Source organism: Porphyromonas catoniae ATCC 51270 (assembly GCF_000565015.1).
In the GTDB taxonomy this organism is placed as follows: Bacteria; Bacteroidota; Bacteroidia; order Bacteroidales; family Porphyromonadaceae; genus Porphyromonas; species Porphyromonas catoniae.
The window spans coordinates 1-24,280 of the sequence record NZ_JDFF01000019.1 but is presented as its reverse complement, the minus strand read 5'-3'; the positions used below and the strand labels follow the sequence as shown (position 1 = coordinate 24,280).

13 protein-coding genes, 2 tRNA genes, 1 rRNA gene and 1 pseudogene are annotated in these 24,280 nt (G+C 51.4%); 6 read left to right on the top strand and 11 right to left on the bottom strand.

What is annotated here, in order from left to right:
• Positions 1 to 117 precede the first annotated feature (117 nt).
• From HMPREF0636_RS05120 to HMPREF0636_RS05095, 6 genes are all read right to left on the bottom strand, one after another.
• The gene (locus tag HMPREF0636_RS05120) at positions 118 to 2,826 is read right to left on the bottom strand and encodes a transglutaminase-like domain-containing protein (RefSeq protein ID WP_248616879.1); all 2,709 of its coding nucleotides are present in this window, start codon (positions 2,824 to 2,826) and stop codon (positions 118 to 120) included.
• 28 nt (positions 2,827 to 2,854) lie between these two features.
• The gene (locus HMPREF0636_RS05115; RefSeq protein WP_005468289.1) at positions 2,855 to 3,607 is read right to left on the bottom strand and encodes a copper homeostasis protein CutC; all 753 of its coding nucleotides are present in this window, start codon (positions 3,605 to 3,607) and stop codon (positions 2,855 to 2,857) included.
• An 8-nt stretch (positions 3,608 to 3,615) separates the two neighbouring features.
• Positions 3,616 to 4,944 (bottom strand): alpha-L-fucosidase, encoded by a 1,329-nt coding sequence (locus HMPREF0636_RS05110; RefSeq protein WP_044168951.1) that lies wholly within the window; start codon positions 4,942 to 4,944, stop codon positions 3,616 to 3,618.
• A 368-nt stretch (positions 4,945 to 5,312) separates the two neighbouring features.
• Positions 5,313 to 5,816, bottom strand: coding sequence for a thiol peroxidase (gene tpx / locus HMPREF0636_RS05105; RefSeq protein ID WP_044168986.1), 504 nt, complete (start codon positions 5,814 to 5,816; stop codon positions 5,313 to 5,315).
• Between the two features lie 137 nt (positions 5,817 to 5,953).
• The gene (mfd, locus tag HMPREF0636_RS05100) at positions 5,954 to 9,295 is read right to left on the bottom strand and encodes a transcription-repair coupling factor (protein ID WP_044168950.1); all 3,342 of its coding nucleotides are present in this window, start codon (positions 9,293 to 9,295) and stop codon (positions 5,954 to 5,956) included.
• Positions 9,296 to 9,593: 298 nt separating this feature from the next.
• Positions 9,594 to 9,667: transfer RNA gene (locus tag HMPREF0636_RS05095), tRNA-Asn, on the bottom strand.
• 605 nt (positions 9,668 to 10,272) lie between these two features.
• Between HMPREF0636_RS05095 and HMPREF0636_RS05090 the strand changes: the two genes are divergently transcribed.
• From HMPREF0636_RS05090 to HMPREF0636_RS05070, 5 genes are all read left to right on the top strand, one after another.
• Positions 10,273 to 10,345: transfer RNA gene (locus HMPREF0636_RS05090), tRNA-Lys, on the top strand.
• Positions 10,346 to 10,563: 218 nt separating this feature from the next.
• The gene (locus tag HMPREF0636_RS05085; RefSeq protein ID WP_081748408.1) at positions 10,564 to 11,373 is read left to right on the top strand and encodes a DUF4294 domain-containing protein; all 810 of its coding nucleotides are present in this window, start codon (positions 10,564 to 10,566) and stop codon (positions 11,371 to 11,373) included.
• A gap of 79 nt (positions 11,374 to 11,452) precedes the next feature.
• Positions 11,453 to 13,585, top strand: coding sequence for a GDSL-type esterase/lipase family protein (locus HMPREF0636_RS05080; protein ID WP_044168949.1), 2,133 nt, complete (start codon positions 11,453 to 11,455; stop codon positions 13,583 to 13,585).
• A 7-nt stretch (positions 13,586 to 13,592) separates the two neighbouring features.
• Positions 13,593 to 14,294 (top strand): hypothetical protein, encoded by a 702-nt coding sequence (locus tag HMPREF0636_RS05075; RefSeq protein WP_155807296.1) that lies wholly within the window; start codon positions 13,593 to 13,595, stop codon positions 14,292 to 14,294.
• A 36-nt stretch (positions 14,295 to 14,330) separates the two neighbouring features.
• Positions 14,331 to 15,872 carry a YifB family Mg chelatase-like AAA ATPase gene (locus tag HMPREF0636_RS05070; protein ID WP_044168947.1) on the top strand — a complete coding sequence of 514 codons (1,542 nt, stop codon included), beginning with the start codon at positions 14,331 to 14,333 and terminating at the stop codon, positions 15,870 to 15,872.
• 148 nt (positions 15,873 to 16,020) lie between these two features.
• Here HMPREF0636_RS05070 and HMPREF0636_RS05065 read toward each other — a convergent pair whose 3' ends face one another.
• The gene (locus HMPREF0636_RS05065) at positions 16,021 to 16,812 is read right to left on the bottom strand and encodes a UDP-2,3-diacylglucosamine diphosphatase (RefSeq protein WP_044168946.1); all 792 of its coding nucleotides are present in this window, start codon (positions 16,810 to 16,812) and stop codon (positions 16,021 to 16,023) included.
• 261 nt (positions 16,813 to 17,073) lie between these two features.
• Positions 17,074 to 17,397 carry a metal-sulfur cluster assembly factor gene (locus HMPREF0636_RS05060; protein WP_005468277.1) on the bottom strand — a complete coding sequence of 108 codons (324 nt, stop codon included), beginning with the start codon at positions 17,395 to 17,397 and terminating at the stop codon, positions 17,074 to 17,076.
• Positions 17,398 to 17,784: 387 nt separating this feature from the next.
• Between HMPREF0636_RS05060 and HMPREF0636_RS05055 the strand changes: the two genes are divergently transcribed.
• Complete coding sequence (locus HMPREF0636_RS05055) at positions 17,785 to 18,678, top strand: alpha-1,2-fucosyltransferase (RefSeq protein ID WP_044168945.1); 894 nt, start codon at positions 17,785 to 17,787, stop codon at positions 18,676 to 18,678.
• A 1,100-nt stretch (positions 18,679 to 19,778) separates the two neighbouring features.
• On the opposite strand, the pseudogene HMPREF0636_RS08580 reads toward HMPREF0636_RS05055, so the two are convergent.
• The 3 genes and pseudogenes from HMPREF0636_RS08580 to HMPREF0636_RS05040 all read right to left on the bottom strand — a co-directional run.
• Positions 19,779 to 20,153 (bottom strand): annotated as a pseudogene (locus HMPREF0636_RS08580) (FRG domain-containing protein); the annotation flags it as partial.
• A gap of 201 nt (positions 20,154 to 20,354) precedes the next feature.
• A 16S ribosomal RNA gene (locus HMPREF0636_RS05045) occupies positions 20,355 to 21,884 on the bottom strand.
• Between the two features lie 598 nt (positions 21,885 to 22,482).
• Positions 22,483 to 23,784, bottom strand: a complete 1,302-nt coding sequence (locus HMPREF0636_RS05040; RefSeq protein ID WP_044168943.1) for an acetyl-CoA hydrolase/transferase family protein — start codon at positions 23,782 to 23,784, stop codon at positions 22,483 to 22,485.
• Positions 23,785 to 24,280: the final 496 nt, after the last annotated feature.

The window sequence follows — 24,280 nt, the reverse complement described above, 5'->3', positions numbered from 1 at the left end:
ATATCATGCCTTAGCACGACCTCTGTGCTAGGATGAATAAAGACACCTCCCCTAGAGTAGACGACTACTCTAGGGGAGGTGTTTCAGTTAATCTAGTTTCGCTCTTGTGCTGGTGCTCTAAGGCTGGGTGCAGGTACGTGTAGGCTCGGTGCACTGCTCCTGCTCGAGGGCGGTGATTACACTGCGTAGCTGACGACCGAGACCGATCGTGTAGCCTTGTGAGACGAAGACGACACGATTGAAGGTATCTGCGATGATAAAGATGGGCAGGTCGCCACTGCGTAGCTTCATCGAGGTACGTAGCTCATCTAGTATCTTGCCCGTGGCATCGATGCCGAAGACAGTTCCCTTCGGTAGACCCTGGAAGTCCTCACTACGGTAGCGTGAGCGGCTGGTCTCGTCCTTGAAGAGGAGCACAAGGCTACGCCCCCAGTGCTCGAAGACTTCACGCTCGGCGATGATGTCCTTTAGGGCATGGTTCGTAGGCTCTTCGCCAGCTCCGAGGATACCGAGGATGTAGTAGCCTCGGCCTGTGGTAGAGAGGAGCGAGCGCTCCTGAGGCTGTGCTGCCGTGATGTCGGAGGTCTTAGTCAGGGACTGAGCCTCTCCGAGGTAGCCGTAGAGGTTCTCCGAGTTGAAGCTCCCGAGGACAGCTACAGCGGTGGTGTCTCTACGCATCACGAGAGCTTCGTCTGTGGTCTTGCCCGCAGAGATCGATAGAGTCTTGACATTGACGAGTACGCTACCACTAGCAAGCCTGGAGCCAGAGACGAGGAGGTAGTGTCCAGCATCCATGGGGGCGCCATCCTTGAAGGTCTTTGCCCACGAAGTGCCTTGCTCTAGACCATTGTCTCCTTCGTCATAGCTCAGTAGGTCGAGTGAGCCATCCTTACCGAACTTAGATAGGGTGAACTGATAGTAGTACTTCGGATTGTCGATGATACCATTGTCCTTGTAGCTTAGGCGTAGTGTCCCCTGCTGGGCAGTAGCCTTGTGAGCACTAGCCTCGAAGGTCACATCGTGCCAAGCCTTCCCCTCGTAGTACTGTACCTTACCCGTGACTCCATCAATGCGGGCAGGCCAGCCCATTGTACGGGCGAGTGATACGAAGAAGATGCCCAGTGAGTGGCGGTCAGCTCGTCTCGTGCGCCATACACCTAGTGGCTCGATGGGATAGGAGAGCGGGTTGTTCGCCTCATCTATAGTGATGGAGCGGATGCACCACTGACGTAGCGCCTCGGGGCTACTGCGGAAGGCCTTCTGTAGCTCCTGAGGTACGGTAGAGAGGAATAGGCTCTTGTAGCTGGTCAGGGGCTCGGTTGATACTCTAGGGTTGTAGATATAGTTCATCACGAGCGCAGCATCGGAGGCGAAGGCTTCGAGGGGCTTGGTATTCGTGAGGTGATCCCTCAGTACCTCTAGCTCTACGTCCCTTAGGTCCTTGACGGAGATGACACGTAGGAGCGCTAGAGCCTGCTCCTTATCCTTAGCCGTGTCTACGAAGGTGCGTATCGTCTGCCAGTTGCCCCGTGCATCGAGGCCATCAAGCTGCTTCGTGAGGAAGGTTGATACATAGCGCACTCGTATGGAGTCCTCCTCAGCCATACGGCGATCGTTCTCGGCACGCTGCTCCTTGGAAACCTCGGGATAGCGAGCATCTTCTCTAGGAGGGGTGATAGTGAAGTCTAGGTCAAGCTTCTCCTCGGGGCTATGGTTAAGGGTGAGGCGCACGAGGCTATCCTTGCCAAAGGTCACCTGCTTCAGCCCATAGCGGAAGCTATTGCCTACTGCTCGACTAGCATACAGGATCATGTCCCCTCTACCGGCTATGAAGGTCGTACGTCCCTTGGCATCTGTCTTCTGGCGAGCTACGGTGTGGAATTCTCCGTAGTTGTACACCTTGAAGTCTACCGAGGTATGGGGCTGTACTTGTCCCTTAGCGTCTACGACCTCTACGATGATCTTACCCGTGTGGGCATAGTTATCTATGACATTGATCTCCGTATAGGTGGGGGTACGACTGATGACAGCCTCGGGGCCATCATAGCGTCCGAAGGCCTTAGTATGTACGAGCATAGCACGAGAGACGGGTGCGTTGAACCAAGCTAGGTTGAGCACAGGCTCGGGCTCACATGCCCCGAGGAAGTACCACTGCCCATCTACCCAAGCCTCTACCCAAGCATGGTTATCATCCGTATGTGCCCAGCGTGGGGTATAGACCTGACGGGCTGGGATACCCACGGTACGTAGGGCTGCGACGAGGAGCGTGGACTCCTCACCACAACGCCCGTAGGCAGTACGGATGGTCGCTAGGGGGGAGGAGGTGCGGGAGTCACTTGGGGTATAGACTACGTGCTCGTGACACCAGTGGTTGACCTCCAGTACAGCCTCCTTCAGGGATAGCCCCTTCACCCGATCCTTCAGCTCATCGTACAGGACGAGGCGAGCAGAGTCAAGGGCTTCGTTATTGACTCGTGGCGGGAGCACGAAGTGTAGCCACTCACGCTGGGGTACACTCTTACCCCAGGGTAGCTCCTGTCGAGCTCTGAGGGAGCTACGTACGTGGTCGAGGAAGAACTGACCCGAGCGGTTGATGAGGTCGTTGCTCGGCATGTAGGCGTAGAGGAAGGTGAGGGCATCACGCTCCTCTGGAGTCATTTTGCTCTGGAAGATGTCGAAGACCTTGCCTTCCTTGAAGGCTGCCCTTCGCTTCGCTAGGTCACTCTGGACCTGTGTGGTCTGCCGACTGGGCTTCTTTACCACCTTCGCCTGCCCTAAGGTCGGTAGGAGGGCAAGGGCGAGGGTAAATATCATCCGTGTGCGCATATTGTCTGTATGAAGGTACTTTATGTTGCTATGAGTGTAGTTGCTTGAGTGCAGAGAGTGCAGAGCGTATCAGCTCGGGATCGGTCTCTAGGAGGCTGTACTCGTCTATGGTGACTGTCCCACCCATGGAGACCCCTGCATGTCGGTAGAGCATACCACTAGGAGTAGGGCGACGAGCCGAGAAGTGGAACTCGCTAGCTCCCGTACGCTCAGCTAGCTGAGCTATGTTCGTCGGGTTCACACCACTACCTGGCATGATGACGATACGGCCTGCAGCCTGCCGGACCATACGAGCGAGCTCATCGGCTCCCTCTAGGGCGGTATTGTGTCCGCCTGAGGTCAGTACGTGCGAGCAGCCGAGGTCTATGATGGTCTCCAGCGCAGCCTCCCTATCCCGGCACATATCGATCGCTCTATGGAAGGTCACGCTCATCCCACCAGCTGCCTCGATAAGCCGAGCCATGAGCGGTCTATCGACCTCCCCCTCAGGGGTAAGGCAGCCAATGACCACTCCATCTACGCCGATGCGTCTAGCCTGCTCGATGTCGTGGAGCATGATCTCCTGCTCGATCGGAGTGTATAGGAAGTCCCCACCTCGGGGGCGAATGATGACGTTGAGCTTGATGTCTAGGAGGCGACGGGCGGTACAGATCTCGCCATAGCTCGGGGTAGTGCCTCCCTCAGGTAGGGCTGCACAGAGCTCTACTCGGTAGGCTCCTCCCTGCTGTGCCCTGAGGGCACTAGTGGCAGAGGAAGCACAGTTCTCTATACGATAGTCCATGTGCACCCTTACTTGAGTGTAACCTCGACGATATAGTCGATGGCATTGAGCTCGTGAGGAGCCTTGTCAAAGGTCAGGGTCAGCCCCGCCTTGGTCTGGGTGTAGGGGATGGGACGCTGAGTGTCGAAGGAGACGACACGCTGTACTCGATCCGTCAGAGGAAGCGAGAGCATACGGCTCTTCCAGTCGAGGATGTGTAGGTAGAGCGTCTTGCCTCGCTGGGTGGTCACTCCCCATTCCTGTGGGGGAAGGAGTCCCTCACGTACACCATCCTTGACGGTCTTGCCATAGACCTTCATCCAGGAGCCGATCTTGGCTAGGCGATCCAGTGCTAGGGCAGGGAGGGCACCTGAGGGTTCTGGGCCGATATTTAGGAGGAGGTTAGCATTGCGTCCTGCTGTCTGTACAAGTAGGCGGATGAGGGTGGTGTCGGACTTGTAGTTCTGGTCGATGATCTTGTAGCCCCACATACCATTCATCGTCTGACAAGTCTCTAGGGGGAGCTTACTGATGTCTTGACCTGATAGTCCTGCGGTGTTAGCTCCGGGGACGTCTCGCTCAAACATCTGGAAATCCTCGCCCCGATGCGGTGTGCTGTGGTGGTTATTCCCGATGAGGCAGGCGGGGTTGATCTTATGAATATTGGCGTACATCTTGTCATATCGCCAGTCGAAGCCTGGGTTCTCGTCCTGATCCCACTCTCCGTCTAGCCAGATAGCCTCTGCTCCGTAGTCTCGTACGAGTTCGGCGAGCTGCGCGTTCATGAAGGCATCGTAGGTATCCCAGCTACCGTGGCTCTTACGCCCCGTACCTCGTCCTGTACGTCCGATGGGGTAGTAATCCTCACGGTGCCAGTCTAGGATGGAGTAGTAGATATGGAAGCCTAAGCCCTGCTTGCGACACTCATCCCTCAGCTCTGCGAGGATGTCTCGACGGAAGGGGCTAGCCTTGACGATGTTGTAGTCACTCTGCTTGGTGTCCCACATAGAGAAGCTATCGTGGTGGCGTGAGGTGATGGTCAGGTAGCCTGCTCCCGAGGCCTTGATGGCACTCACCCAAGCTGCGGCATCGAAGCGAGAGGGATAGAAGCCCGCTGCGGCCTTGGCATACTCGGCATGGTCGATGTTGGCATTGGTCATATACCACTCGCCCTGAGCGAAGGTGCTGTAGAGTCCCCAGTGGAGGAAGATCCCAAAGCCCTTGTCACGGAAGGCCTCACGTGCCTGAAGGTTCTCCTTCGTAGGCTTGTAGTCCTGCTGGGCGAAGGCATGCGAAGAGGAGGCAAGGAGGGCAAGAGCAATCCCTGCTGCATAGATTGTAGTACGTACGCTTTTCATATTACGAAGCAAAATGTTTGTAGTAGCTTGGGAAAAATCACCATGTCAAAGGTAGCCAATTCCCAAGACTATTCCACGTTTTTCCTTGTAATTGCTACGTGCCTATCTCTCTAGGCATCCTCATGTGATCTATACAGGGGGTACTTCATACCCACAGTGGGGTGCGTAAGGAATGCATGTATGGGTTTGGGGTGATACCCATGCATGGGTTCCAGTCGAGACCCTTGCAAGGGTCTCTCTCGAAGTGCTATAAGGGTAATTTAGAGAAGGGATATGGGGAAAAGAGAAGCCCCATCGGACAGTACTGTCGGATGGGGCTAAGGGGTGAGGGATGATTCCCCTATTGAGGGGTGAGGTATCCCTTGGTACTACTTCAGTGCAGCGAGTGCAGCTTCGTAGTTGGGTTCGTTTGTGATCTCGGGGACGAGCTCTGTGTAGAGGATCTTCCCAGCCTCGTCAATGACTACGACAGCACGGGCTAGTAGTCCGTAGAGAGGGCCATCAGTCTGTAGTAGACCATAGCCATCGGTGAAGCAGTTGCAGCGGAAGGTAGAGAGAGGGATGACCTTGTCAAGACCCTCAGCACCACAGAAGCGTGCTTGAGCGAAGGGGAGGTCCTTGGAGATGCAGAGCACCACGGTATTCTCTAGCTTGGAAGCCTCTGCATTGAAGCGACGGACACTTGCGGCACATACGCCTGTGTCTACACTAGGGAAGATGTTCAGCACGACACGCTTGCCTCGGTAGTCCTCGAGATGTACATCGCTGAGGTCGGTCTTCGTGCCCTTGAAGTTAGGAGCTTGTGAGCCTACGGCTGGGAGGACACCATTGAGCTTGATGGTAAGATCCTTCTTGAATGTTACTGTTGCCATTGTCTTATTACGATTAAGAGCCTTCTGTGAGGTTTGGCTCGAATGAATGGATTGTTTCTGCTGTGCTGCTACATGCCCAGAGAGCAGAGGTAGACACAGTGAGAGAACAAGCCCGTTGAGGCATAGGTTCTTGGAAATCATTTGTTTGTTAGATTAGTCCCTTCGTCCTTCCCCCGAGAGGAGAGTATGTACTCTAGGGTGGAGATGGCCATCGGGACGGTGGGAATGTTATTGATACGGATGATATGGCGTCCTGTACGTTGAACGAACTCACAGCTACGGTTATTGCGAGCTACGTAGTCGAGCAGTCGGCCAAAAGCGTCTGATGCGTAGTAGGAACTACTTGTGTCAGCGATGAGGTGCAGGCTCATAGAGCCAGCTTTCAAGACGACCTTCTCGATACCGAGCAGCTGCCCCAGGCGTCTGAGATGAGGAATGAGGGTGAGTGCATGGGCAGAGGCGGGGAGCTTACCGAAGCGGTCCTCCATGCGTGTGCGGAAGGCCTCTAGAGCCTTGTCATCTGTCAGGCTATCTAGCTCTCGGTAGAGGAGGATACGCTCACTATCCAGCGGTACATAGGTGCTGGGGAAGGAAAGCTCTAGGTCACTCTCTACCTGTGTCTCTACAACGAAATGCCCCGAGGTGCCTGCTCCCTCTCCTTCGCTATCCCCAGTATAGATATGGGCAAACTCCCCTGTCTTCAGCTCCTCGACAGCCTCAGTGAATACCTTCTGGTAGGTTTCATAGCCCATGTCTGCGATGAACCCACTCTGTTCGACGCCCAGCACATTACCTGCCCCTCGCTGATCAAGGTCTTGTAGGGCGATGCGGATACCACTGCCCAGATCACTGAAGCTCTCGATGGCTGTCAGACGCCTACGTGACTCTTCGCTCAGGCTGTCTAAAGGAGGGGATAGGAGATAACAGAAGGCCTTGCGGTCACTTCGCCCTACACGTCCACGCAACTGGTGTAGCTCACTCAGCCCGTAGTGATGGGCATCGTGGATCATGATGGTATTAGCGTTCGGTACGTCGATCCCATTCTCGATGATCTTAGTCGCTACAAGCACATCGTACTCGTGGTTACCAAAGTCGATGAGGATTTGCTCCATCTCCTTTGGTGCAAGTCTACCATGAGCTACGGCGATACGTGCATCAGGGACTTCACGCTGGATGAGAGCAGCAAGGTTCTCGATGTTGTTGATGCGGCTATTCACACAATACACCTGTCCGTTTCGGCTGAGCTCAAAGCCTATCGCTTCCCTCAGTACAGAGGGAATGGCCTCTGTGAGTATAGTCTCTACGGGACGACGGTTAGCAGGTGGGGTGTTTAGGTTAGATAGGTCTCGGGCACCCATGAGTGAGAATTGCAGGGTACGAGGTATGGGCGTGGCACTCATGGCTAGTGTATCGACGTTGACCTGGAGCTGACGAAGTTTCTCCTTCGTCGCTACCCCAAACTTCTGCTCCTCATCTATAATGAGTAGTCCTAGATCATGAAATACGACATCCTTGCTCGTCAGCCGGTGAGTCCCGATGATGATGTCTATCTTCCCCTCCTTGAGGTCTTGTAGTAAGGCTCGTAGCTCCTTTGCTGTGCGTGCGCGAGATATATAATCTACACGTACGGGGAAGTCTCTAAGGCGTTTCGTGAACGTGCGATAATGCTGGTAGGCCAAAACCGTTGTAGGGACAAGTACCGCTACCTGCTTGCTATCCGTCACAGCCTTGAAGGCAGCTCTGATCGCAATCTCTGTCTTACCAAACCCTACATCCCCGCAGAGGAGTCGATCCATCGGGTAGGGACGCTCCATATCCATCTTGACAGCCACTGTCGCTGCAGCCTGGTCAGGAGTATCCTCGAAAGCAAACGAAGCCTCTAGCTCATGCTGTAGGTAGCTGTCGGGACTGAAGGCAAAGCCCTCGCTCTCCCGACGCTTGGCATAGAGGCGTATGAGGTCACGAGCGATGTCCTTGATGCGCTTCTTTGTCTTGTCCTTGATGCGCTGCCATGCACCTGAGCCGACAGCACTAAGCGTGACCTCCGTTTGCTCCCCACCGGTTCGGTAGTGAGATAGCTTATGCAGGCTATGGAGATTGACATAGATCGAGTCGTTGTTGCGGTAGATGAGCTTGACGAACTCTTGGGTGCGTCCCTGCTGCTCCATCGTTACCAGTCCATCGAAACGCCCGATACCATGGTCGGCATGTACAACTAGGTCTCCACGATTGAAGCTCTGTAGCTCCTTCAGCGAGAGTGTTACCTTCCCTGCGCTGGCCTTATCACTACGTAGGCTGTACTTGTGATAACGATCAAAGAGTTCGTGCTCGGTAAGGAGTACCCAGCGGTGGTCAAGGTCTACAAAGCCCTCATGCAGAGTGAGTCGCGTGCGCTGTGGCATCAACTCGACTGGCAAGCGATCATGCAGTATATCTGTTACCCGCTCATAGGCTGTGTCGGAGCTTGCTGATAGATGGAGGGCAAAGCCTTCACGCTGCCAAGTGCGGATCTGCTCAGCGAGGGCATCGTAATCCTTATGAAATAAGGGCTGTCGTTCGGTGTGGAAGGTTATGCCCCCCTGGGTAGCATCTGCTACCAGCTCATATTGAGCAAGAGAACCAAGTTCAAGTAGTAGATTGCTGGGAGAGACGAGGGCTTTACGCAGAGCCTCTAGGTCAGCGAAGCCCTCTCCATCTTGTAGGATTGGGGCTTCATTCCACGTAGCTTCTAGTCGTGCCTTTAGGCTATTTCGCCCCTCAATGACGAGCTGTGTTCCCTGAGGAAGGAGTGAGAGAAGTGAGACCCGTACTCCTTCGGTTGTGGCTAGATTAGGGCTAAGTATGAGTTCGTTGAGTGTCTCGATGGAGAGCTGACTATCCACCTCGAAGCGGCGTAAGCTCTCTACTTCGTCATCGAAGAAGTCTAGGCGATAAGGTAGCTCCGATGTGAAGGAGTAGATGTCGAAGATACTACCACGTAGAGCAAACTGCCCCGGCTCATAGACGTAGTCCACACGCTCGAAGCCCCAAGAGAGGAGCTTGTCTCTCAGCTCATCTCGGCTCAGTAGATCGCCTTTCTGTATGATGAAGGTGTCGGCTGCCTGCTCTTCGTCTCTCGGTACGCTCTCCAGCAGAGCCTCGGGGTAGGTGACGATGATGGGTAGACGAGAGGTGCTACGCTTCTCTTCGCTGTAGAGCTGGCTTAGTACCATGGAGCGAAGGAGCGTACTTGCTTCGTCTCGATGCCCATAGCGGATCGCTCGGCGGTAAGCCGAAGGGAAGAAGAGTACAGCGTCAGTACCCAACAGCCCCTCTAGGTCAGAGTAGAGATAGCCTGCTCTCTCTTCGTCTCGAAGGAGTACAATGAGTGGTGCTGCCCTCCGGATGCGGGGGAGTATAAACGCCACCGAGGAGCCTTGCAGGCCAGCTATTGTCGTATGTGCCTTGGGGGGCAATACCTGCTCGAGGCGAGCAAGCATATCATCTGATCCGTAGAGTAGGGGAGGAAGGAATGTCCCATCCTTCAGCGGGGAATCAACTTGTTTCACACTACGAAGATACGCTATATGCGATAATCTGTCCCCTACCTCTCGTGGTGTGCTTGTGTGCTTTGCCTGTCCCTTTAACTATTCCCCGCATCATCACGGATGCAGATAGGTCTGGAGCAGGCTGATAAGTAGCATGATTAGATGGGGACTAAAACGATGAATGCCCTATAGCGATATGCTGCTATGGGGCATCCAAGTGTACTAAAACTCAAAAACCTTACTGAGTAAGCTCTTCCTCTTGGGCTTGAACCAAGGACCCTCTGATTAACAGTCAGATGCTCTAACCAACTGAGCTAAGGAAGAGTGTTTGCCTCTCAAGTCTTGCGGTGCAAAGGTAATATAAGTTCTTCATTCCTGCAACTGCACTGCGCTCCTGCCAGGTGGGAAAGCTGTGATTTTACATGGATGAAAGAGGCGTGAGTTATGGTAACTAATCGCCCTCTGACGACTTACCATAACTCGTTGCAGAGAGTTGTGGTAAGTCGTCCTAAAAAGTTGTGGTAACTCGCTGAGACGAGTTATGGTAACTCGTGATGACGACTTATGGTAACTCGTGGAAGAGGGATGTAAGGGCGGTCGATTTGTTAATGCTAAGGTGTTGTATCAAAGCTGGTTGTTTCTGTATTTTTGTTTCCCTTGTTTGAGGGGGATAAAGTTCGTGATATGATGAGATTCATTACACCGTTACCGCTGGTTGATAGATTGAGAAAGCACAGGGTGAAGAGGTGGAAGAGAGGAGATGTGAGGCTATGGGAGAGGGGATAAGAGAGAGGCATAAGGACGTCGTTGCTTTTGTCGAGAGAAATCACTAATTTTGCACCGCACTTTGCCTCATGTTGTGATTGCTTTTCATCAAGGGGAGAGACATTGTAGGAGTGGATTTATGTGAGGTCAAGTGCTTTTAGGTCGAATCGCTAGCTCAGCTGGCAGAGCACATCCCTTTTAAGGATGGGGTCCTGGGTTCGAACCCCAGGCGATTCACTAGATGAGTTAAGGCTAGCTCCAAGTAAGGGAGTTAGCCTAACTCTTTTATTGGGGCTAGGGGTGTCTGTCTCCCTTGATGAGGAAAGTGCTTGGCGTCTTAGAGTATTACCTGTGGAGTATGTATATGGCGTCGAGCTTTTTCGTACTTTTGAGAGGAGTATGAGGGGTGGAGTTGTACCCAATAAATAGGGGAGATAAGCGTTCAAAATATGTAGATGGATACCATACGACATATATTCGGAGTAGGCCGAGGATCAGGTGATAGCTATGCGCTGGAGCTTGGTGGAGTCTGTGGTCAGCCTGCTGGGTGCTGTGTCTCAGCGACGGGCCATGGGATCTCGCTGTATGGTGATTTCGCTATACCAGAGGATGGACGTATATCTGATATAGACCATGTTTCCCCTGATTCTCTTTCAGCCCCAAGACTCCGCACCACACTCGTCTTTCGGCTCATTAGTGTCCTTCTCTTCCTCACTTGTGGGGGGATATCTCTATTTGCTCAAGAGCCTCAGGTGGCAGAGCCACAGGTCGTCGCCGATACGCTGGTCGAGGTAGAGCTCCCAGATATCAATGTATATGCTCGGCGGAATTTGCGACCACTGACTCCTGAGGAGCGACAACAGCTCTGGCGACTTATTCGGGATGTAAAGAAGACCTATCCCTATGCGAAGTATGTGGCAGCCACCATCATCGAGACCTACGAGTATATGGAGACCCTGCCCGAGAAGGAGCGAGAGCGACACCTGAAACAGGTGGAGAAAGACCTAAAACGAGATATGACACCGAAGATGAAGGATCTGACGCTCCGGCAAGGGAAGGTTCTCATCAAACTCATCCATCGACAGTGTGGGATGACGGGCTACGAATTGGTTCAGGCGTTCCTCGGGAGCTTTAAGGCGTGGACTTGGCAGATCTTTGCTCGGATCACAGGGGCAAACCTCAAGTCTCCTTATGACCCACTACACAATCAGGAGGACGCAGTGATTGAACGTATTATCCAGCTCACCGAGCATCATCTGTTGTGATTTATCACGCTTACCCCATCCTGCTACTCTTATCGCTTACCTCTTGCTTTGTCCAGTATTAACTCTCTATTCCTCACTCATGAAAAGACTCTTTACTGTCCTTCTCTCTCTTATCCTCTTTAGCTTTTTCCCCGCAGTTTCCCACGCCAAAGGGAAGGCTCCCATACGCGTGGCGTGTATCGGTAATAGTATTACCTACGGCTATCTACTGAAGGATCGTGAGCGAGTGGCATACCCAGCGGTCCTGCAGACTCTACTGGGTACGAAGTACGAAGTTGCGAACTTTGGGAAGTCTGGTGCAACGCTCCTTTTCAGAGGACATCGCCCGTACATCGAGCAGGAGGAGTATCGGCAGGCCCTGGCATACAAGGCGGATATTGCTGTCATTCACCTAGGGGTGAACGATACCGATCCTCGTAATTGGCCGAATTATAGAGATGAGTTCATACCCAATTACCGCCAGCTGATTGACTCACTACGCCGTACAAACCCACGTATGCGCATCTTCATTGCTCGTACGACACCGATTGGCGTAGAGCATCCACGCTTTGAGTCGGGTACTCGGGATTGGCAGAGACAGATACAAAGGGCGATTGAATGTGTTGCTCGTGGGGCGGGTGTTCAGTTAATTGACCTGCACGCACCACTCTATCCCTACCCTCATTACTTGCCCGATGCCGTGCATCCTACAGCCGAAGGAGCAAGAATCCTAGCTGAGGTAGTTTATGGAGCCATTACTGGGGACTATGGAGGACTACGCTTGCCTAGTGTGTATTCGAGTGGTATGGTACTGCAGCGAGGAGCTCCACTGCAACTGAATGGTACGGCGAACGCTGGGGAGCGTGTCAAGGTTACCCTGCGAGGTCAGAAGATAAACCCTAAGCGAGGACTGACATCTCTCACTACGGCAAAAGACGATGGTTCGTGGGGTGTTTCCCTGCCTTCCCCTGAAGCAGGAGGGCCTTATACGCTGACCTTTCAAGCAAAGTCTCGGACTATCCAACTTGACTCCGTCTACATCGGGGAGGTCTGGCTTTGCTCAGGTCAGTCCAATATGGCTATGCAACTGCGAGAGACGAAGGATCAAGACTTAGCACAGCAGGCTAACGACCCAGAGCTGAGAATCTACGACATGAAGCCTGCACACGTGACCGATGCTGTCCCTTGGCCAGTGTCGTTCCTTGACTCTCTGAATAGGCTAGATTATTACTTACCCGCACAGTGGCAGGCTGCGACACCTCATAGTGTAGCCTCTACCTCTGCCATTGCCTATCACTTTGCTAAGGAGCTACGAGATAGCCTGAAGGTCCCAGTGGGAATCATCGTCAATGCTGTAGGGGGAGCTCCCACAGAGGCATGGATTGATCGAGAGACTCTTGAACGAAATCTCCCTGCTATCCTACGGCATTGGCGTACGAACGACTATATCATGTCTTGGGTCAGAGAGCGAGCAACGCAAAACCTGAAGCTACAGGATACGCCTCTAGCTCGGCACCCATATGCGCCCACCTATCTTTTTGATACAGGTATCCGCCCCTTAGCACACTATGGTCTACGTGGTGTACTATGGTATCAAGGTGAGTCCAATGCGCATAACGTTGAGGCACACGAACAGCTCTTCCCGCTACTTACCTCAAGCTGGAAAAATTACTTTGGGTCAAACCTCTCCTTTTACTACGTACAGCTCTCCTCGATTAATCGCCCAACATGGCCACACTTCCGTGATAGCCAGAGGAGGATGCAACAGCCTAAGAATGGAGTGGAAATGGTGGTATCCTCTGACCTTGGCCACCCCAATGATGTTCACCCGAAGAACAAGAAACCTATTGGGCATCGCTTGGCATTGCTCGCCCTACATAACGACTATGGCTTCGATACCCTTACGGCAAGGAGTCCATCGATCAGCAGGGTAGGCCGTGTTAAGACAGATGAGGGAGAGGTGCTGAGGCTTTCCTTTAAGGATGTGCGTACACTTACCACCTCCGACCATCAGCCCATTCGAGGCTTTGAGCTAGTCGATGCTGATGGGTTAATCTACCCAGTTATAGCAGAAGCATTCGGTGATGTGGTACGTATTCCAATTCCGAAGTCAATAAGGTCGCAGCGACTTACTATTCGCTATGGATGGAAGCCGTTTACGGATGCCAATCTGGTAGGAGATACTGGGCTTCCTGTCTCTACCTTTATGACTCGTGAGGACGAACTCTTATAAAATGATTATGCATAAACTCACAGCTCTCTTTGGGCTTTTCTCTCTTTTCTCTTTTACCTTGTTCGGTAGCTCTTGTCGCTCAGATCAGCGAGGCTCTCATCTTGTGATTCAGCTGGATGCAAAGACGAGTCATGATACGGTTGCTTTCATCACTTGTATAGGTCCTGAGGGGCAGATGACCGACACGCTCACACATTTTGATACGAAGCTAGAGCTGTATCTTGACACAGCTCGTTTTCACTCGGTGCTTGTCTCGCATGATGCGGGTCAGCGTGTTCGCCTTTTCGAACTCATAGGGGAGGAATGGAAGGAGCAAACGAACTTCCCAGAGCAAAAGATGAAGCTACCCGCCGAAGCACCCTACCTTGTCGGAAAAGATGCCTCGGGTAAGGAACGAAATCTTGTTGACTTATATCGTAAGCACCCCTTACTCGTGGTCTTTGCCTCTCCTGAGGGGCTAAACACAATGCCTTCGCACGAGATACGAGAGCTACGTGCGAAGGCAAAGCCCGATAGCCTCATTGCTGTCTTCTTCATGCCAACGACCTCAGACAGTACAGCACGTCTAAGGGTAAAGAGGGATAGCCTAGATGGGATTGTCTTCTCCGACAGTTTGGGCGTGGTGAGCGAAGCTCGTCGGCTTTTTGGAGTAGAGGGTCAGGCCAAGTCAGTCCACTTTCGTATCGATACACTGGGGAGGATCAAGTAGCATCCTTCCCTTTTTTATTACCATAGACACACAACCATGCTTATAAAGACCTATGCTGCAGCTCTGCAGAGTATTCAGGCACGTACAGTCACAATAGAGGTGAATTGTACTCCGGGATCATACTTCCAGCTTGTTGGGCTTCCTGACACAGCGATTAAGGAGAGTCAAGATCGAATTATATCGGCCATTGAGAGTAGTGGATATAAGTTCCCAGGCAAGCGCATTGTCATCAATATGAGTCCCGCTGATTTGAGGAAGGAGGGGGCAGCTTATGATTTGCCTCTAGCGATCGGTATATTAGCGGCCGATGGACAAATTCCTAATGACCTGCTGGAGCGGTATATGATCATGGGCGAACTCTCCTTGGATGGTACGGTGCGCTCCATTCGTGGGGCTTTACCCATTGCTATACAAGCCAGAGAAGAAGGCTTTGAGGGCTTTATCTTGCCCGAGGAGAATGCACGTGAGGCTGCCGTGGTGAATGAGCTCCACGTCCATGCTGCGCACAGCCTGCGAGGGGTCATTGACATGCTCTCAGGTCAAGCGTCTCTACCCCTCGTGGAGGTGGATACTCGCGAGGAGTTTTATCAAGCACAGGGGGCATCAGTCTTTGATTTCTCAGAGGTGAAGGGGCAGGAGTCTGTGAAGCGTGCGCTGGAGGTTGCTGCAGCAGGTGGGCATAACCTCCTAATGATTGGTGCTCCCGGTAGTGGGAAGTCTATGATGGCCAAGCGCCTCCCTTCGATCTTACCTCCCTTCACACTTCGTGAATCGTTGGAGACTACAAAGATTTATTCTGTAGCTGGTAAGCTCTCTCGGGATGTTACGCTACTTGCGACACGCCCTTTTCGAGCGCCTCATCATTCTATTTCGCCTGTGGCTCTTGTTGGTGGTGGTAGCAATCCTCAGCCTGGGGAGATTAGTCTAGCGCACAATGGGGTGCTGTTTCTTGACGAACTCCCAGAGTTCAGTCGTAATGTACTTGAAGTCATGCGTCAGCCCCTCGAGGAGCGGATGGTTACGGTGGCGAGGGCTCGCTTCACGGTGGACTATCCTGCAGGCTTCATGCTTGTGGCGGCTATGAACCCTTGCCCCTGTGGTTACTATAATCATCCGACTCGTCCCTGTGAATGTACGCCTCAGCAGGTGCAACGTTATCTGGGGAAGGTCTCGGGACCGTTGCTTGATCGCATCGATATTCAGGTAGAGATCACCCCTGTACCCTTCGACAAGCTCTCTGAAATGAGACCCTCCGAGGGGAGTGAGGCTATTCGTCGGCGTGTCATGGCGGCTCGTGAGGTGCAGAATGCCCGCTTCACTTCCTTCCCCGATGTACACTGCAATGCACAGATGACCCCAGCCTTGATGCAGCGTTTTGCTCGACCTGATGCCGAGGGTCTAGCACGACTCAAGGCTGCGATGGAGCGTTTAGATCTCTCCGCACGTGCCTATGACCGTATTCTGAAGGTTGCCCGAACGATTGCTGACCTTGCCGGGGAAGAAGCGATCCGCAAGGAGCATATAGCCGAAGCCATCCATTACAGAAGTCTAGATAGAAGTAGCTGGGGACAAAAATAATAGTCCCTCCATACAACCCTAATTCCCGTATCAGGAAAATGATAAATACGTATCAAGTGGGAGAATTGTAGTGACCTGTACTGACATAAATGCTAAGCGGCACAAGGGGTAGATGCTCCTTGTGCCACTTTGCTTTTATGGGTTGCTGTTATTCGGCCTCGAACTGATCGATGTAAAGGCATTTGCCATCCCATACAGCGAAGGAGTTGTATTGCAGCCAATCGCCGAGTACGATGACCCTTTTGCCTCCCTTCAGTGCAAGGTCAATCAAAAGATGCCGATGCCCGAATAGGTAATAGTCGATCTCGGGATGCTCTGCGCTATGCTTCTTGGCAAAGCGCACGAGTAGCTCCTGCTCTACATTAAAATAATCGTTGTGGTAGGCGTGAGGGATATTCCCAAGTGTCCTTCGTGCCATCCCTCGTTTGCGGCTACGAAGCGAGCAACTGAGTGCGAAGCCCACCGTCCAGCGAGGATGCACTGCGGCATAAAGTACCTGGGCAATACGGTTGCGAAAGAGCTTGTAGAGGAATTTGTTGGAGAACTTCTGCATGCAGTACTCTTCATCCCCATGGGCTAACCGAAAGGTCTTACCCATCAGCTCCACGACCTCGGCATGGTGATGAATAATGGCTCCCACCTCTTCCTCCAGGTAATCCCTAAACCACACATCATGGTTCCCTGCAAAGAAATGAATCTCCACTCCCTGATCATGCATCATCGCCACCTGTCCGAGGAAGCGCACATAGCCCCTTGGGACGACTGCCCGATACTCAAACCAGTAGTCGAACATATCACCGAGGAAGTACACCGCACGGGCCTCACTCTGGATTGTCTGTAGCCAGCGCACAAGACGCTGCTCCACAGCTCGTGGATCCTTGTGGTAGGCTGACCCAAGGTGGGCATCACTTGTGAAGAAGACCTTAGTCCGTTGCTCCATTGTTGATTGGGGATGATATACACATGCGCTTGTCCGCATGTATATCTAAAACGCTTTGTATATAGATACAAAGATAGTCTACATGCCGATGTGAAGCTATCGAAGCCTTATGAGCTATGAGAAGAGGTGATGCTTGTACTACGCTCTGAGCAGGTGATGGTAGGGTAAAACGCCCATTATCTTTGCTACTTGTATGGGCGAGGGTATCGCACAGCTATCCTCTGCTCACAGAGAGTTTGTGCTACCTTTTACTTGTAAGCCCTACAAGAAGCCAAGCTCCAGCATGGCCTCTTCGCTCATCATATCCTTGTTCCACTCGGGGTCAAAGGTGAGCTGGATCTCCACGCCTGTTACGCCCTCGACATCTTCGACCTTCAGGCGAACATCCTCGAGGATGAAGTCTGCCGCAGGGCAGTTGGGCGCCGTAAGGGTCATCGTGATGGTCACGAACTTGTCATCGGTGAGCTCCACGCAGTAGATAAGCCCGAGGTCATAGACATTGACGGGGATCTCGGGGTCATACACGGTGCGCAGTGCAGCGACTATATCTTCCTCGATGCGGAGGTATTCGTTTTCGTCTGACATATCTTCTTGATTATGCTAATACACAATGAAAACCGACTAGCCCCCAATATAGTTGAATGCCGAGAGAGAAAGTCCTTTTCTATGACTTACTATAACTCGTTATAACGACTTACCATAAGTCTCTTTCGCGAGTTACCATAACTCTTTCAGACGAGTTACCATAACTCGTTACAACGACTTACTATAACTCGTTTCCCCTCTCTTTGTCCCCCTTGTGTATGTTGCTGATAGTTAATGTGTTTTGATGCCTTCTTTTCCCCTCTTCTAGAGAGGAGGTATCAATGACGATAAGTTGGAATGGGCGAACCAAATCTATTTAGCTGTATTCCTCGATAAGCCATATATTTGTACAGCAGTGATCTATTATGACATCTCTCCGCTCTCCCAATGAAGCGCATCTACCTCTCCATCTACGGTGGGCTTGGTAACCAGCTATATATCCTAGCCTATGCAGACTATCTCCAGCGTATGCTGGGTACACGGCCTTATCTTCTCAATGAACTTCAGAGAACGAAGGCTGACACTTCGTCCCTTGATCGGACTCGGCGTGATCTCTTCAGCGAACTGATTGCGTACCTTGGCTTTCAGTTCGTAGATACTGATAGCCGAGAGTTTCGTCTGCTCAAGAAATGGGAGCGACACATCAAGCACTATCAAGAGGAGCCAAACAAGCATGGAATTTACCTCCAAAATATCCTCCCTCCTCTGCAGGAGAACCATCGCTGGACACTGCCCCTCGTTTGCAGGGTGAGTGGCTACTTTCAGTCCTGCCACTATGTAGGCACGGACTTCCGAATGCGTGTCAGTAAATTTCTTGAGCGCCATGCTACGTCTGCTGACCTTGTGAGGGAATACACCTCGATGATTCAGCCAGAGGATGTTGCTATCCATTTGAGGCGAGGGGATTTCGTAGCGTTACAACATACGGGCATACAGCTCTTTGGAGCAGAACACTATACTAAGGGGCTAGCCCTCCAAGCTCAGCAACAGCCCATTGGGCGGGTATTCGTCTTCTCTGATGACTTCGAAGCGATAGGGGAGGAGCTTAGTTTACTGGCCAATAACTACCAGCTCGTTCTCGTCAAGGGATTGACACCCCTACAAGATTTGTTTCTCCTGACTTGCTTTAGGCGCTATGTCCTAGCCAATAGCACATTCTCTTGGTGGGGTGCTCTGTGTTCTAAATATGGTGATGCAGTCAAGGTCGTTGTCCCCAAGAAGCCTCTCCTTATCTCCTATCCCGAGGACAGCTACTTCCCACCTTCTTGGGAGCAGATCTAGTAACCGAAAAGAACCTAAAGCCCAACGCTCCCTTAATACACAAACACAAGCGAGGAGGGAAGATTTCCCTAGAGGCAGTGTTTGCCTCTGGGGGGATCTTCCCTCCTCGTTCATGTCTGTTGGTATTATTCGCCCTTTATATCTCTATCTTTTTGATTCTCCACTGTGGTATAGCTAGTCCCGAAGGGAAAAGGTAGAGGGGAATGTCCAACTTACAGATTATACCGCTTCTTCAGCTCCTTAGCATACTGCTCTATCCCTGGGTAGATATAAGACTCAGTTATTCCTAGGTGTGCCAACTCCTCAAGTATCTTGGTTTTCTTCTCCTTCGGGACAATGAACTTATGCCTAATCCAATCCGAAGGGATCTCCACATGCCCTCCTTTTGCTAAAGATTGCTCCTCTAGATCGAGTGGATCATCTTGATCAATTCCTAGGCCAAATAGGAAAAATGCTCCTGCTTGATTGGTTATCCTTGGGTTGCCATACTTCGCCTTTACGAGGAAGACGCTACCCAAATCATGAGGATCAATTAACGGGCTAAAGTAAGGCTTTTCCTCCTCAACTTGGTGGAGTAAAATCTGAATACTAGGTTGCTCATTGAACTCCTCCAGCCTATTATGCTCTTCCTCATCACTAGATTGCTTAGTACTGAAATCTATATCGCTATCGTCACACTTTGCGAGGTTAGATAATATAGAGACCGTTTCACTATCATAATGCTTCACTCTATTCTCGGGGACAGAAAATAAATAAACAGCTCCATCTTTGGGGCCAGCCTCTATCGCAGCCTTTTTCCCTGCATCCACTCCTGCCTGTATCTCAGCTGCTAAATCTGGGAACTCTTTAATAAGAGAAGCAACTATACAGCTAACCATTCTAGCTCCAATAGGATTCTCTTCATGCTTAGTGTTAGCTGCAGTTAGAACTCCTGCCAAAACCCCTACAGAAGAAAGAATCGCCTCTAAACGGTCACTATTACTACTAATAGAAGAGCCATCTGGATAATTTTCTGCATAGGCTTCAGCATCAAACGCAATACCATAAGCAGCATCAAACGCAGCATTTACTATGCCAGAGACAGTAGTATCACCAGCTGGCTGACAGGCAAAGTAAAGGGCAACCAGAGGATTGGTTGTCACATCTAGAAGGCGGGTAGGCAGGCCATAATGCTGCATCTGGACAAGGTAATCTAATGCAGACTTGCATTCAGAAAAGTCCTGTGGCACATGTGCCACCATATCACGAAACAACAAATGCTCGTTCTTTATCCCCTTATCTGACCTAACGATTGAAGGCTTCAAATCCCAAGATTCATCAGCATGCCCCCTGTAGAAGACTTCAGTCCCTCTATTTTCAGAGAACGGATCATCTATATCCTCTTTAATTGCGTTAATAAAAGCAACGACAGAGGTAATCTCATTGTCGTGGTGAGAAGAGATAGAGGAGGTATCAGGAATGGTATCTTGGTTCATTGGGATATGTATTCTAGTGAAGATGGAGAGAGATAATATCTTATGTGAAAAGGGCGGTAGTAGCACAGCTACTACCGCCCTATGGGAGAGATAAGATTGATATGACATCAGAAGGTAGCACAATCGCAAGAGAGAAAGCCTAACTCATCGCATACGTACATACTACACTAACTATACTAAAGCCCATTTTCAGAACTCCAGAAAGGAGGTGTTCCAGCCGCACCTTCCGGTACGGCTACCTTGTTACGACTTAGCCCCAGTCACCTGTATTACCCTAGGCCGACCCTCGCAGGTACGGACTTTAGGTACTCCAGACTCCCATGGCTTGACGGGCGGTGTGTACAAGGCCCGGGAACGTATTCACCGCGCCATGGCTGATGCGCGATTACTAGCGAATCCAGCTTCACGGAGTCGAGTTGCAGACTCCGATCCGAACTGTGATGGGGTTTGGAGATTCGCATCCTGTCGCCAGGTAGCTGCCCTTTGTCCCCACCATTGTAACACGTGTGTCGCCCCGGATGTAAGGGCCGTGCTGATTTGACGTCATCCCCACCTTCCTCACGCCTTACGACGGCAGTCTCTACGGAGTTCCCAGCATTACCTGATGGCAACCGTAGACAGGGGTTGCGCTCGTTATGGCACTTAAGCCGACACCTCACGGCACGAGCTGACGACAACCATGCAGCACCTACATAGAAGCCCCGAAGGGAAAGCGACTTTCACCGCTCGTCGTCTACATTTCAATCCCGGGTAAGGTTCCTCGCGTATCATCGAATTAAACCACATGTTCCTCCGCTTGTGCGGGCCCCCGTCAATTCCTTTGAGTTTCACCGTTGCCGGCGTACTCCCCAGGTGGATAACTTAACGCTTTCGCTTAGGAGCATACTGTATATCGCATACGCCCAGTTATCATCGTTTACTGCGTGGACTACCAGGGTATCTAATCCTGTTTGATACCCACGCTTTCGTGCTTCAGCGTCAGTTGTACCTTAGTAAGCTGCCTTCGCAATTGGAGTTCTGCGTGATATCTATGCATTCCACCGCTACACCACGCATTCCGCCTACCTCATCTACACTCAAGCCCACCAGTATCAATGGCAATTTAGGAGTTAAGCCCCTAGATTTCACCGCTGACTTAACAGGCCGCCTACGCACCCTTTAAACCCAATAAATCCGGATAACGCTCGCATCCTCCGTATTACCGCGGCTGCTGGCACGGAGTTAGCCGATGCTTATTCGTAGGGTACATTCACTATGGTACACGTACCATTCTTTATTCCCCTACAAAAGAAGTTTACAATCCATAAGACAGTCATCCTTCACGCGACTTGGCTGGTTCAGGCTCTCGCCCATTGACCAATATTCCTCACTGCTGCCTCCCGTAGGAGTCTGGTCCGTGTCTCAGTACCAGTGTGGGGGTTCAACCTCTCAGTTCCCCTACCCATCGTCGCCTTGGTGAGCCGTTACCTCACCAACTAGCTAATGGGACGCATGCCTATCTCACAGCGAATTTCATTTCCTCTAGCCTGGATGCCCAGACTGGAGTGTACGCGGTATTAGTCCGTCTTTCGACGGGTTATCCCCCTCTGTGAGGCAAGTTGCATACGCGTTACGCACCCGTGCGCCGGTCGCCATCAGTCTTAGCAAGCTAAGACCATGCTGCCCCTCGACTTGCATGTGTTAAGCCTATCGCTAGCGTTCATCCTGAGCCAGGATCAAACTCTTCCTTGTCAATATTTTATTATACTTGATTCTGTTTGTCTTGCTCTGAAATGTTTCTTGCTTCAGATCTATTAGTGTATCTCTACCTAAGTAAAGGTCCGTAATTGACGGTTAGGTCTTTTATTCCCTAAACGTTTGTTACTACACTTCTGTTTGTCAATATCAATTATCTCAAAGATCGCTTATACGTCAAAGTGGCACTGTCTCCAGCTTTCCACCCCTAGAACTCCTGACTAAACAGGCTTCCTCGCTTTTGCGGTTGCAAAGGTAATGCTTTTTTCTAAACTACCAAAACAATCCGCAAATTGTCTATTGCTCCTGCTCCCGAATACAACCCAGATTGCCTCTCAAAACAACCAGATCTCTCCACGTAAAGCACTATCGCAGACCACAAAACCACACCGCTAGTTTCGTGACCGCAAAGGTAGTGCTTTTACAACAACATCTCCAACATAGAAGAAGGGCGTAAGTGGGGATAAACACTAGATTATTAAGAGAGGTGAGGTAGGGGAGGTGCTAAAAAGACCAAGGCTCGACATTAGGGTGTGTCGAGCCTTGGGATGTTACGACTTGTGTGTTTGCTGTTGTGTTGGGTATCAGCTGCCGTCTAGGAGAAACGTTCCTTGATGGCAGAAAGGAGCTCTGGACGGAAATCAGGGTGGGCAATACTCGCTAGTGCTAGAGCACGCTCACGAAGGGTTAGCCCTTTGAGGCGCACTGCACCATATTCAGTAGCGATGTAGTCTACATCGTTACGACTTGTTGTTACGGTGGCTCCCGCTGAGAGGGTGGGGACAATGCGCGATTTCGTTCCCTCCTTGGCTGTCGATGTAAAGGCAAGGATTGACCGCCCGTTCTTCGAGCGTTTTACTCCACGTAGGTAGTCTACTTGTCCGCCCGTCCCACTGAATTGTTCTAGACCGATTGCTTCGGAGGCAACCTGACCACATAGGTCGATTTCCAAGCATGAGTTGATGGAGACCATGTTGTCATTTTGCCCTACGATGTAGGGATCGTTCATGTGATCAACGGGGTACATTTCGATCATCTCGTTGTTGTCAACGAACTCATATAGCTCCCGAGACCCCATGATGATGGAGCTTGCGACCTTATAGGGGTGAAGTGTCTTCCTTGCCCCAGTGATGTTACCTGAGCGCATCATGTGCATGACGCCATCGGTGAACATCTCCGTGTGTAAGCCTAGGTCTTTCCTATCTCCCAGGCACTGTAGGACAGCATCAGGGATAGCTCCAATCCCGATTTGTAGGGTGTCGCCATCGTTGATCAGCTCAGCGCAGATTTCGCCGATGCGCTTCTCAGTAGGACCTATCTTGGCTGTCGGGATTTCGGTGAGTGGTTCATCTGTAGGGATGATGTAGTCTAGCTTCGAGACGTGGATTAGATTATCGCCACCGATGAAGGGCATCTGTTTGTTTACCTCGGCAATGACGATCGGAGCGACCTCGGCTGCACACTTCGTATAGTCACACGAGACACCGAAAGAGCAGTATCCCTCTTCGTTGGGTCGGCTCACTTGTACGATGGCTACATCTATTGGGAAGCCTCCTGTGCGTAGGAGATCGGGTACCTCGTGGAAGTAGCAGGGGAGGAAGTCCACGCGTCGCTCAGTGTAGGCTGGGCGACTATTCTTGTCAAGGAAGTTAAGGATGGGGTGTACATGTCCTTTCATCTCGGGGCGAAGGTGCCACGGTTCGCCGAAGTAGAGCATGTGAAAGACCTTTAGGTTCGAGAAGTGGTCCCGTTCGTCATACAATGCTTTCGCGATCTGGACAGGGGCAGCTACGGCATGTCCGAAAACGAGGTAATCGCCACTCTTGATAGCGGTGCGTACGGCCTCGTGGGCTGTGGTGGTGTGGCTGGTATAATGCTCTTTCCAGTCGGTACTCATAAGTGTCAATGTAGTAATCTAGTCCGAGGACGTGAAGGGGGCAAGAGATTTATGTCTCTAGGCCTCATCACTGGTGCCCTCCCGTGCTCTTCTCCTACAAAAATAATAAGGATTTTGCACAAGTGATATAGGGTTTCATTTCGTCTACTTTTGGGGAAAGAGAAGGAAAGAAGTGGGGGGAGAAGAAACGGAGCTACTACCTTTTTTTGTGAAGAGAAGGATGTGACTATATGTACAGAGTTAATATCCGTCGTAATAGCCTTCGTTTTAGGCTCTTGTGAGGGGCGTATGACAAGTTACCATAAGTCGTCTTGACGAGTTACCATAACTCTCTGTAACGACTTACCGTAACTCGTTTTAACGAGTTGCTGTAACTCGTAGAGGCGAGTTACCATAACTCGTAGAGGGTACTTTGCTTGTGGTCTGTAATTAACTGTTTGTTAGTATGTTGTACTGTATCCGGTGGAGAGGTAGATTAGGCTGTATGCGGGGGGGG